Origin of the sequence: Pseudomonas cichorii, from assembly GCF_019719005.1 — a bacterium.
GTDB classification, from domain to species: domain Bacteria; phylum Pseudomonadota; class Gammaproteobacteria; order Pseudomonadales; family Pseudomonadaceae; genus Aquipseudomonas; species Aquipseudomonas cichorii_E.
On the sequence record NZ_JAIGPJ010000049.1, the window covers coordinates 15,405 to 26,575 of the forward strand.

Sequence of the window (11,171 nt, forward strand, 5' to 3'; positions counted from 1 at the left end):
TACCCGCAGACACTGATCTGCCCCTCCAGAAGTCATCTGATCGGATACATGGTCTGATTTACCCGGCACAATCATATTGCGCCGTGTGATTCGGTAAGTTAATGTCCCGAAACGTATAGATGAGACGCCTCCCGTGACGATTGTCAGCAAACTCTTGATGCGCGTTATCAAGGCCCACGCCCGTTGGCGTTGGCGCGCCTGACTATTTCTTTTCCGGCCTGCCCGGACCTTTACCTGTATGCCTTCGATCCCCCTGATGTATTGCGCCAGGTCACGTGCCGGACCTTTGGTGCATGCGCAAGCGGGCCAGAATTCGGAAGGCTGAATAAAGTCAGTAAATTCAAAAGGTTGATAGCAACATGCTGCTGATGATCGATAACTACGACTCCTTTACCTATAACGTCGTGCAGTACCTCGGTGAACTGGGTGCCGACGTTAAAGTGATTCGTAACGATGAGTTGACCATTGCTCAGATCGAAGCCTTGAACCCGGAGCGCATTGTCGTTTCCCCCGGCCCTTGCACGCCCAACGAAGCCGGCGTCTCGCTTGAGGTGATCACTCACTTCGCGGGCAAACTGCCGATTCTGGGTGTCTGCCTTGGGCATCAGTCCATTGGTCAGGCTTTCGGTGGTGATGTGGTGCGCGCCCGTCAGGTCATGCACGGCAAGACCAGCCCTGTCGTCCATGAGGACAAGGGCGTGTTCAATGGCTTGAACAATCCACTGGTCGTGACCCGTTACCATTCGCTGGTGGTCAAGCTCGACACCTTGCCTGATTGCCTTGAGGTCACCGCCTGGACCGCGCTGGAAGATGATTCGGTGGACGAGATCATGGGGCTTCGCCACAAGACTCTGAATATTGAAGGGGTGCAATTTCACCCCGAATCGATCCTGACAGAGCAGGGGCACGAGCTGTTCGCCAACTTCCTCAGGCAGACCGGCGGCACTCGTCAGGAGAACCTATCGTGAGCTCACCCATGAATATCAAGACGGCGCTCAACCGCGTCGTCAATCATCTGGATCTGAGCACAGACGAGATGCGCGATGTCATGCGTGAAATCATGACAGGCCAATGCAGCGAAGCGCAGATCGGCGCCTTTCTGATGGGCATGCGGATGAAAAGCGAGAGCATCGATGAAATCGTCGGTGCTGTCTCGGTCATGCGCGAGCTGGCAAACAAGGTCGAGTTGCAATCGCTGGACAAGGTTGTGGATATCGTCGGCACTGGTGGTGATGGCGCTAACATTTTCAACGTTTCCACCGCCTCGGCATTCGTGATCTCGGCGGCGGGCTGTACGGTGGCCAAACACGGCAACCGTGCGGTGTCAGGCAAGAGCGGCAGTGCCGACCTGCTGGAAGCAGCGGGTGTGTACCTGAACCTCAATCCGGTCCAGGTTGCGCGTTGCATCGACAGCGTGGGTATCGGCTTCATGTTTGCCCAGTCGCACCACAGCGCCATGAAATATGCCGCCGGCCCTCGGCGCGATCTTGGTCTGCGCACCCTGTTCAATATGCTCGGCCCGCTTACGAATCCGGCTGGCGTTCGCCATCAGGTGGTGGGTGTGTTCAATCAGGCGCTGTGTCGCCCGCTGGCGGAAGTTCTGTCTCGCCTGGGCAGCAAGCATGTGCTGGTGGTGCATTCCCAGGATGGTCTGGACGAGTTCAGCCTTGCGGCACCGACCTTTGTCGCTGAGCTGAAAAATGGCGAAATCACCGAATACTCGGTACAACCCGAAGACCTGGGCATGAAAAGCCAGAGCCTGTATGGTCTGGCGGTTGAAAGCCCGGCAGCCTCTCTTGAGCTGATTCGGGACGCCCTTGGGCGTCGCAAGACTGAACATGGCCAGAAGGCCGCGGAAATGATCGTGCTCAATGCCGGTGCGGCGCTCTACGCTGCTGATCATGCCACCAGCCTCAAAGAAGGCGTAGAACTGGCACACGATTCCCTGCACACCGGCCTGGCCCGGGAGAAGCTGGACGAATTGGGTGCTTTCACGGCGGTATTCAAGCAGGAGAATGAAGGATGAGTGTGCCAACCGTACTGGAAAAAATTCTCGCCCGTAAAGCCGAGGAAGTGGCTGCTCGTCGTGCCATTGTGACTCTGGCAGAGCTGGAGCGACAGGCTGCGGTGGCCGATGCGCCTCGCGGTTTTGCCAATGCCTTGATCGAGCAGGCCAGAAGCAAGCATCCGGCAGTAATTGCCGAGATCAAGAAGGCCTCGCCGAGCAAGGGCGTGATCCGGGAAGACTTTCAGCCTGCCGAGATCGCCAGAAGCTATCAGGCCGGCGGCGCGACCTGCCTGTCGGTCCTGACCGATATCGATTTCTTCCAGGGCGCCGACGCCTACCTGCAAGAAGCCCGTGCGGCCTGCAAGCTGCCGGTGATCCGCAAGGACTTCATGATCGATCCGTATCAGGTCATCGAAGCCCGTGCTCTGGGGGCCGATTGCATCCTGTTGATCGTGGCGGCGCTGGATGACGTGAAAATGGCCGAGCTGGCGGCGGTTGCCAAGGGTGTCGGTCTGGACGTACTGGTTGAAGTTCACGATGGCGATGAGCTGGAGCGCGCGCTCAAAACCCTCGATACACCGCTGGTCGGTGTCAACAACCGCAACCTGCATACCTTCGAAGTGAGCCTGGAAACCACGCTGGATCTGCTGCCGCGCATTCCTCGTGATCGACTGGTCATTACTGAAAGCGGCATCCTCAACCGGGCCGACGTCGAGCTGATGGAAATCAGCGATGTGTACTCGTTCCTGGTGGGCGAGGCCTTCATGCGCGCCGAGCAGCCGGGAGCCGAGCTGCAGCGCCTGTTCTTCCCGGAGCGTGGCGTGCCGGTCAGTGGTTCGGCGCTTGATTGAGCCGTAGACCATGCCGGTAATCGATATCTGCATCGAAAAAGGCCTGCAGGCCGAACAGGACCTGCTGGCTTCGGTGTGTGCCGGTGATGCGGATCATGGGCTGCTGTTCTGGCGTCCCAATGATCAGGCGCTGGTCATGCCACGCCGGATGAGTCGCCTGCCGGGCTTTACCGAAGCCAGTGAAACCCTTGCAGACAGCGGCTGGCCTGTCCTGCTGCGTGAAACGGGCGGTGAACCGGTGCCGCAGTCTTCTGCCACCGTGAACATTGCTCTGGTTTATGCGCAACCCGGTACGGACGCCGATCGGGACAGAATAGAAATTGCCTACCGACGCTTGTGCCAGCCGATTCTGGATCTGTTGACTGAATTGGGTGGCCAGGCTTCGCTGGGGGAAGTGGACGGTGCATTCTGCGACGGCCGTTTCAACGTCAACCTCGATGGCCGCAAGATGGTCGGTACTGCCCAGCGCTGGCGTCAAAGCCAGGGTGGAACACGTCCTGTGGTGCTGGCTCATGGCGCCTTGTTGCTGGATAACGAACGCCAGCAGATGGTGGCCGCGGTTAACCGCTTCAACGAATTATGCGAGCTGCAAATGCGGGTTCGTGCCCAAAGTCATATTGCTCTGTACGAAGCTTTTCCCGAGGGCAACCTCGATGTGCTTGAGCGCCTGAACCAGTCTTATCGGCAGATGCTGGCCGGGCTCTGAGCGATACAGGCCTCAACGGGTTCCGAACACCACCATGGTCTTGCCTTTGACGTCGACCAGTTGCTGTTCTTCCAGGGCCTTGAGCACGCGCCCGACCATTTCCCTCGAACAGCCCACGATACGTCCGATTTCCTGGCGGGTCACCTTGATCTGCATGCCGTCGGGATGAGTCATGGCATCCGGTTGCCGACACAGATCCAGCAGCGTGCGGGCCACTCGTCCGGTCACGTCGAGGAAAGCCAGGTCGCCCACCTTGCGTGTCGTATTGCGCAGGCGATCAGCCATCTGGGCACCCAGGGCATAGAGAATTTCCGGCTCCTGGTGCGTCAGCTCGCGGAACTTGCAATAAGAGATCTCGGCCACTTCGCATTCGGTCTTGGCGCGAACCCACGCACTGCGCACGGTTTCATGGCCAGCCTGCTCGAACAGACCCAGTTCACCGAAGAAATCCCCGCTGTTGAGATACGCAACGATCATTTCCCGGCCTTCGTCGTCCTCGATCAGGATCGTTACCGAGCCCTTGAGAATGATGAACAACGACTCGGACTTCTCGCCAGCGCAGATGATATTGCTCTTGGCGGCGCAGCGGCGACGTTGGGCATGGGGGAGAAGCTTTTCGAGACTCTTTATTTTGGGTACCACTGAGATTGCGACCATGCGTGTATTCCGAAAAAAGACTCTTCGCCAAATGGCACTCTCATAGGTATCGGCTGCACTGGCATTCTCGCCAGCTTTTCGACGAGGGTTTGAGACCATTTGGGACCTTTCCTACATCTTGGCCGCAAAAAGCATTTTCAGAGGCTGCTCCAGTGGATTCCCGGGCCTGTGCTAAGCTGGCCACCCTTTTTTTAGCAGTGGAGTCTGGCGATGAAGGCACGCATCCAATGGGCTGGCGAAGCCATGTTCCTCGGCGAGTCCGGTAGCGGTCATGTAGTGGTGATGGACGGCCCGCCTGAAAGCGGCGGTCGCAATCTGGGCGTACGCCCGATGGAGATGGTGCTGATCGGTCTGGGCGGTTGCAGCAACTTCGACGTTGTCAGCATTCTCAAGAAGTCCCGTCAGCCAGTCGAAAGCTGCGAAGCCTTTCTTGAAGCCGAGCGGGCAAGCGAAGACCCCAAGGTTTTCACCAAGATCCACCTGCACTTTGTCGTCAAGGGCCGCGGCCTGAAAGAAGCTCAGGTCAAGCGTGCCATCGAGCTTTCGGCCGAGAAGTATTGTTCCGCATCGATCATGCTGGGTAATGCCGGTGTAGAGATTACCCACGACTATGAAATTGTCGAACTGGGCTGATACAGACATCCAACGATCATAAAAACGGCGCACACTCTGGCAGACGGCTTCCGACGTCTGCATAATGCGCGACTTTTTCAGGCGCGGCATGCATTGGTTTTCTGCTGCTGCGCCAGAACAGACAACCAAAATCGCCAACGCGAAGAGGTGTTAACCGTCCTACGCAGCTGAGCGCCGCTCATCTGACGGGCATGCTTGATCACGCGGCTGGCGCCGCACATATATAGAGAGTTTTTAACGGTGAAAAGCAAACTCAAGCTCCACGGGTTCAATAACCTGACAAAGACCTTGAGCTTCAATATCTATGACATCTGCTATGCGGAAACTCCGCAAGACCAGCAGGCTTACGTCGAGTACATCAACAGTGTGTACGACGCTGAACGCCTGACGCGGATTCTGACCGATGTTGTCGATATCATTGGTGCCAATATCCTGAACATCGCCCGTCAGGATTACGATCCCCAGGGTGCCAGTGTGACCATTCTGATCTCCGAGCAACCGGTAACGCCTACCGAAAGCCAGATCGAAGAGTCGCCAGGCCCATTGCCGGAAACCATTCTGGCCCACCTGGACAAGAGCCACATCACGGTTCATACCTATCCGGAAATTCATCCGGTCGACGGGATCGCGACTTTCCGCGTGGACATCGATGTGTCGACCTGTGGCGTGATTTCACCGCTCAAAGCGCTGAACTACCTGATTCACAAGTTCGAGTCTGACATCGTGACAGTCGACTACCGCGTGCGTGGTTTCACCCGCGATGTAGAAGGCAAGAAGCACTTCATCGATCACGAGATCAACTCGATCCAGAACTACCTCTCCGAAGACACTCGCAACGGTTACCAGATGACCGACGTCAACGTGTATCAGGAAAACCTGTTCCATACCAAAATGCTGCTCAAGGAGTTCGAACTGGATAACTACCTGTTCGGCGACGCGACCAGCAACCTGTCCGCTGAACAGCGTGCACAGGTCACCGCCAAGGTGAAACACGAAATGCTGGAAATCTTCTACGGCCGCAACGTGGCTGTCTGATTTCAGTGCAAACAAGAAAGGCGCCGATCAAGGCGCCTTTTTTGTGTGTGGCTGAAAGTCAGATCCGGTAAGTGCTCTTGGTCATGACCTTGGCCAGGATGCTCATGCCGAACTTGACCGGAGCAGGGAAGCGGAAGCCGCCGGCGTCCAGCGCGGTTTCGGCGTGCTGTTCTTCGTCTACGCGCATCTGCTCCAGAATCGCCCGGGACTTTTCATCCTCGGCGGGTATCTGGTGCAGGTGCTCGTTCAGGTGTTTGCAGACCTGATCTTCAGTCGCCGCCACGAACCCCAGGCTGACCTTATCGCTGATCAGGCCGGCAGCCGCGCCAATGCCGAAGGACAAGCCATAGAACAGCGGGTTGAGCACGCTGGTGTGGCTGCCCAACTGATGAATGCGTTGTTCACACCAGACCAGATGGTCGATTTCCTCTTCGGCGGCGTGCTCCATGGCCTTGCGCACCTTGGGCAGCTTGGCGGTCAGGGCCTGACCCTGATACAGCGCCTGCGCGCAGACTTCGCCGGTGTGGTTGATGCGCATCAGGCCCGCTACATGGCGGGTGTCCGCATCGTTCATCTTGTGTTCGGGGCGCAGGATGGCAGGCGAAGGCCGATGAGAATGCCCGCTGGAAGGCAGCAACGTGCGCATTGCACTGTCGGCCTGCAGCAGAAGACGATCAAGGGGAGAGTAGTGACGTTCGGTAGCCATGGGCACCTCCGGGTAGGTCCATGCTGGCCAGTTTACCCCAATCGGAGCGGCCAGGCTTGAGCTGCATCATCCTGTCGAACCCTTGAATAGAGCACTCGGCGGCCTCGACAGGATGCAAGCCATTGAAAAAACAGACTCAGCCCGGCGGCCAGTTCATCTGGCGCTTGCCCAGAACATGCATGTGAATGTGATAAACGGTCTGTCCACCCAGCTCATTGCAGTTCATGACGACGCGGAAACCCTCTTCGCAGCCCTGTTCCCTTGCCAGGCGCTGGGCTGTGAAAAGGATGTGGCCAGCCAGACCCTTATCTTCTTCGGTCAGGTCATTGAGGGTGCGAATGGGCTTTTTCGGGATGACCAGAAAATGCACGGGCGCCTGAGGGGCGATGTCGTGGAAGGCCAGTACCTGATCGTCTTCGTAGATGATATTGGCCGGGATTTCCCGGTTGATGATCCTGGTAAACAAAGTATCCACAGCCGTTTGCTCCTTTTGGGTGGATGGGGCATGTCGGTCGACAGGCCGGTACCAATGAGTTCGAGTTTACCGAGCGATAATTATTTGTCACTCAGCGTGGGCAGCAGGCCTTGTTGATATAGCCGCTGATTTGACGAACCAGCCAGCGCGACCCCAGTCGCGGGCTGAAGGCCCATAACCGGTTGCGCAGCCTGGGGATGATAACAGCCTTGTTTTTTGCCAGCGCGCGCACGGTATACAGTGCCACCTCTTCAGGGGTCATCATCTTCTCGTCGTTCACGTTGAGCTGAGCCGTACGAAAGAAAGGCGTGCGGGTCGGGCCAGGGCAAAGGACCGACACTTTCACTCCGTTTTTCTTGACCTCTTCGCGCAAGCCTTCGGAAAAATGCAGCACGTAAGCCTTGCTTGCGTAATAAGTGCTCATCCATGGCCCAGGCTGGAAAGCTGCCACCGAGGCCACGTTGAGAATCTGCCCGCCGCCCTGAAGCGCCATCAGGTTGCCAACGGTATGGCACAGGCGAGTGAGGGCGAGGATATTCAGATCGATCAGGTCCTGCTCGGCAGCCCATTCCTGAGCCAGAAACGGGCCGCATGTTCCGATGCCTGCGCAGTTGACCAGCAGATCAATCTGATGGGCACCATCTTCCAGTTCCAGCAGGAAGCCCGAAAGACGCAGCGGCTCACCCAGATCGCACGCACGAAACAGTACTTCCACGCCAAAGCGTTGGGTCAGCTCGATGGCGATGCTTTCCAGGCGGTCGCGATGGCGGGCAACCAGCAGCAGATTGTGCCCGCGACGAGCCAGGGCTTCGGCCATTGCCAGGCCGATACCGCTGGAAGCGCCTGTGATCAGGGCGTAACGGGTCATGCATTTCTCCATTGAACGTATTGCAATCGGCATTTCGGGTGCCGGCTCATGAGCAACGTATTTGCTTAAAGCCTTTGTCCGGACACCGATGGGGCGGGTTGGGCCTGATCGCTGTCCGAGTCGTCATCATAGGGCAGGGACTGTTCGTATTCGCTGGCCGTGGTTTCGAGTTCATTCTTCACGGCATCGAGACCCGTGCTCAGCACGATCGTGAAGACGAGGCTGAGAAAGACAATCCATAGACAGGCCAGGATTTTCACGGCCTTCGAGTTGGGTGGCGCAGGTGGACCATATCTGTTGGGGCCTTTAGTACCCGGGACGAGCACCATCACGAACGGAAAGATACCGCTTATGACGGGCACGAGGTTAATCAGCAACAGCCAGCCCGACCAACCTGCATCGTGCAGGCGTTGTACGCCCATCTGCACGCTGAGGATAAAGAATGCCGCGATGGCTACAGTGCTCAAAAGCGCGCCGCCAACCAATGAAACGCTCATGACCGTCATACAGGCGCCTATTGTCGCAAGGCCAGCGGCTACCAATACCAGACTCCAGGCCAGATAACGCAAGCGACCGATACGGCCTTCCACGCTGAACACCTTGAGCGACGAGTGTGCAGGCAGGTCGGGCGCGAGGGTTGATGACTTGGGTGGCGCGTAGGGCGAGGGCGCTTGTGCGGGTTCCACAGGAGCGCGATAGGGTTTCGGTTCATCGATTTCGTCCAGGCTCAGGCTGATTGCCGGGTCGGGTTCTATACGTGCTTCGACGCCAGCGTCGTTGAGTGCCTGGATGTATCTCTGGGCATCCGCCTGAGACAAACCGCGCTTGAGGGATACAGGATTACCGTTGAACAGTCTCTCGACTGCCGAGGTTTCACTCTTGAACAACCGGGCCAGGTTGAGCTTTGCAGTTTCCAGCTCAACGCCATTACGCAATTGCCCTTCAAACATGATCTTGAAGTGGGTATCGGCCATCAAGGGCTTCCTTGTCTCGGTATAAGGGTGCAGCGCGGGCAGCCACTATGGAGCATGGCGTGGCTGCCCGATATGGATCAGAACGGTTTGACGACTACCAGAATCACAACAGCCAGCAGTATCACTACAGGGACTTCATTGAACCAGCGATAAAACACATGGCTGCGGCCTTTCTCACCACGCGCAAAGCGCTTTACCTGCGCGCCGCACATGTGGTGGTAACCGATCAGCAGGAAAACCAGCGTCAACTTCGCATGCATCCAGCCCTGGCTGAAATAGCCGGACGGGCTGAAGCTGATCAACCAGCCACCGAAAATCAGCGTGGCAATCATGGCAGGCCCCATGATGCTTCGGTACAGCTTGCGCTCCATCACGCTGAAGCGTTCCTTGCTGACAGTGTCTTCGCTCAGTGAGTGGTAGACGAACAGTCTCGGCAGATAGAACAGGCCTGCAAACCAACAGACCATCGAAACGATGTGAAGCGCTTTGACCCATAAAAAGAGCATTTTCAGTTATCCCCAGGTTCACGGTGGACAAATAGTAGTGGGTTGCGCGGCCATACGTCACGTTGTCGGTTGTCGCAGAGGCCATAGGCTCATATCATCGACGGCTTTCCAGTTGTTTCGTTGAGGGCAGGTTATGGTCAAGGTCGGTATCGTCGGCGGCACGGGTTACACCGGGGTCGAGCTGCTGCGTCTGTTGGCACAGCATCCGCAAGCAGAAGTGGTCGTTATTACCTCTCGCTCGGAGGCCGGTCTTGCAGTAGCCGACATGTACCCCAACCTGCGAGGCCATTACGATGGTCTGGCTTTCAGCGTGCCGGACGTCAAGACCCTGGCCGCATGCGATGTCGTGTTCTTCGCTACGCCTCACGGTGTTGCCCATGCGCTGGCTGGCGAACTGCTGGCAGCTGGCACCCGGGTTATCGACCTCTCCGCGGACTTCCGTCTCCAGGATCCGGTCGAGTGGGCCAAATGGTACGGCCAGCCACATGGCGCGCCTGAACTGCTCAAGGATGCCGTATACGGTTTGCCTGAGGTCAATCGCGAGCAGATCAAGAGTGCACGCTTGATCGCCGTGCCGGGTTGCTACCCGACCGCAACCCAGCTGGGCTTCCTGCCTTTGCTGGAAGCGGGCCTTGCGGATAACTCCCGCCTGATTGCCGACTGCAAGTCAGGTGTCAGTGGTGCCGGTCGTGGTCTGAGCCTGGGTTCGCTGTATTCCGAGGCCAACGAAAGCTTCAAAGCCTATGCGGTCAAGGGGCATCGCCATCTGCCGGAAATCAGCCAGGGGCTGCGCCGCGCTGCTGGCGGCGATGTCGGCCTGACCTTCGTGCCGCACCTGACGCCGATGATTCGCGGCATCCACTCCACACTGTACGCAACCGTTGCCGACAAGTCGGTGGATTTGCAGGCTCTGTTCGAGAAGCGTTACGCCGATGAGCCGTTTGTCGATGTCATGCCTGCCGGCAGCCATCCGGAAACCCGCAGTGTGCGCGGCGCAAACGTCTGCCGTATTGCCGTGCATCGTCCGCAGGGCGGCGATCTGGTTGTCGTGCTGTCGGTCATCGACAACCTGGTCAAAGGCGCGTCGGGTCAGGCCGTACAGAACCTGAACATCATGTTCGGTCTGGACGAACGGGCCGGTCTGTCACACGCAGGCATGATGCCTTGAGCTACAAGCTACAAGCTACAAGCTACAAGCACTTGCGGCTTGTAGCTTGACCGCTTGCCGCTGCTCTTCACTTCAATAGTTGACCAGTTTTCTAGGAGAAGCGGATAATGCCCGTCATTACGCATTATGACGGCTTAACGCCGGGAGATATCTGACATGAGCGTCGAATCCTTTACTCCTACAGCTCTGGAGTTCACCCCAGGAGCCGCGCACAAGGTGAAAACCCTGGTCGATGAAGAGGGCAATGATCGCCTGAAATTGCGGGTTTTCGTAACCGGCGGCGGTTGCTCCGGCTTCCAGTACGGCTTCACTTTCGATGAAGATGTGGCAGATGACGATACTGTCGTCGAGCGCGAAGGCGTCAGCCTGGTTGTCGATCCGATGAGCTTCCAGTATCTGGCGGGTGCTGAAGTGGATTACCAGGAAGGTCTGGAAGGTTCGCGTTTCGTGATCAAGAACCCGAACGCTTCGACTACCTGTGGTTGCGGTTCGTCGTTCTCGATCTGATCGCGCTCCATATGAAAACGATGCGGACAATCGCGGGGGTTTTTATTTTTGGGTTAGTGTGGGGGGGTAAAAAAAGG

At 57.4% G+C, this 11,171-nt stretch carries 14 protein-coding genes; 8 read left to right on the forward strand and 6 right to left on the reverse strand.

Features of this window, described 5'->3' with window-relative positions:
• Window positions 1-359: 359 nt before the first annotated feature.
• From K5D32_RS24030 to K5D32_RS24045, 4 genes are read left to right on the forward strand one after another with little or no spacing between them, the layout of a single operon-like run.
• Complete coding sequence (locus tag K5D32_RS24030; protein WP_221602062.1) at window positions 360-968, forward strand: aminodeoxychorismate/anthranilate synthase component II; 609 nt, start codon at window positions 360-362, stop codon at window positions 966-968.
• 8 nt (window positions 969-976) lie between these two features.
• Window positions 977-2,026: an anthranilate phosphoribosyltransferase gene (trpD, locus tag K5D32_RS24035; protein ID WP_221528718.1), complete on the forward strand. Its 1,050-nt coding sequence runs from the start codon at window positions 977-979 to the stop codon at window positions 2,024-2,026.
• Window positions 2,023-2,859, forward strand: coding sequence for an indole-3-glycerol phosphate synthase TrpC (gene trpC, locus K5D32_RS24040; protein ID WP_025262081.1), 837 nt, complete (start codon window positions 2,023-2,025; stop codon window positions 2,857-2,859). The genes trpD and trpC overlap by 4 nt, the downstream gene beginning before the upstream one ends.
• A gap of 10 nt (window positions 2,860-2,869) precedes the next feature.
• Window positions 2,870-3,565, forward strand: a complete 696-nt coding sequence (locus K5D32_RS24045) for a lipoyl protein ligase domain-containing protein (RefSeq protein WP_221602063.1) — start codon at window positions 2,870-2,872, stop codon at window positions 3,563-3,565.
• Window positions 3,566-3,577: 12 nt separating this feature from the next.
• Here the strand turns inward: K5D32_RS24045 and crp are convergent, their stop codons facing one another.
• On the reverse strand, window positions 3,578-4,222 hold the full coding sequence (crp, locus tag K5D32_RS24050; protein ID WP_221578692.1) for a cAMP-activated global transcriptional regulator CRP: 645 nt from the start codon (window positions 4,220-4,222) through the stop codon (window positions 3,578-3,580).
• A 210-nt stretch (window positions 4,223-4,432) separates the two neighbouring features.
• Here crp and K5D32_RS24055 point away from each other — a divergent pair, with 210 nt between their 5' ends.
• Window positions 4,433-4,855 carry an OsmC family protein gene (locus K5D32_RS24055; RefSeq protein ID WP_025262078.1) on the forward strand — a complete coding sequence of 141 codons (423 nt, stop codon included), beginning with the start codon at window positions 4,433-4,435 and terminating at the stop codon, window positions 4,853-4,855.
• A 240-nt stretch (window positions 4,856-5,095) separates the two neighbouring features.
• Window positions 5,096-5,890, forward strand: a complete 795-nt coding sequence (gene speD, locus K5D32_RS24060; RefSeq protein ID WP_025262077.1) for an adenosylmethionine decarboxylase — start codon at window positions 5,096-5,098, stop codon at window positions 5,888-5,890.
• Window positions 5,891-5,948: 58 nt separating this feature from the next.
• On the opposite strand, the gene coq7 is transcribed toward speD, so the two are convergent.
• From coq7 to hemJ, 5 genes are all read right to left on the reverse strand, one after another.
• Window positions 5,949-6,596 carry a 2-polyprenyl-3-methyl-6-methoxy-1,4-benzoquinone monooxygenase gene (coq7, locus tag K5D32_RS24065; RefSeq protein ID WP_221602065.1) on the reverse strand — a complete coding sequence of 216 codons (648 nt, stop codon included), beginning with the start codon at window positions 6,594-6,596 and terminating at the stop codon, window positions 5,949-5,951.
• Window positions 6,597-6,732: 136 nt separating this feature from the next.
• Entirely contained in the window at window positions 6,733-7,071 is a 339-nt protein-coding gene (locus K5D32_RS24070; protein WP_025262075.1) for a histidine triad nucleotide-binding protein, read from the reverse strand.
• Window positions 7,072-7,162: 91 nt separating this feature from the next.
• Window positions 7,163-7,939, reverse strand: a complete 777-nt coding sequence (locus K5D32_RS24075) for an SDR family oxidoreductase (protein WP_221530646.1) — start codon at window positions 7,937-7,939, stop codon at window positions 7,163-7,165.
• Between the two features lie 65 nt (window positions 7,940-8,004).
• Entirely contained in the window at window positions 8,005-8,913 is a 909-nt protein-coding gene (locus tag K5D32_RS24080) for a DUF805 domain-containing protein (RefSeq protein WP_221602066.1), read from the reverse strand.
• 77 nt (window positions 8,914-8,990) lie between these two features.
• Window positions 8,991-9,419, reverse strand: coding sequence for a protoporphyrinogen oxidase HemJ (gene hemJ, locus K5D32_RS24085; protein WP_221602067.1), 429 nt, complete (start codon window positions 9,417-9,419; stop codon window positions 8,991-8,993).
• Between the two features lie 133 nt (window positions 9,420-9,552).
• On the opposite strand from hemJ, the gene argC reads away from it, so the two are divergent.
• Both argC and erpA read left to right on the forward strand, forming a co-directional pair.
• Complete coding sequence (gene argC, locus K5D32_RS24090; RefSeq protein WP_221594228.1) at window positions 9,553-10,587, forward strand: N-acetyl-gamma-glutamyl-phosphate reductase; 1,035 nt, start codon at window positions 9,553-9,555, stop codon at window positions 10,585-10,587.
• Between the two features lie 156 nt (window positions 10,588-10,743).
• On the forward strand, window positions 10,744-11,094 hold the full coding sequence (gene erpA / locus K5D32_RS24095) for an iron-sulfur cluster insertion protein ErpA (RefSeq protein WP_025262070.1): 351 nt from the start codon (window positions 10,744-10,746) through the stop codon (window positions 11,092-11,094).
• Window positions 11,095-11,171 lie beyond the last annotated feature (77 nt).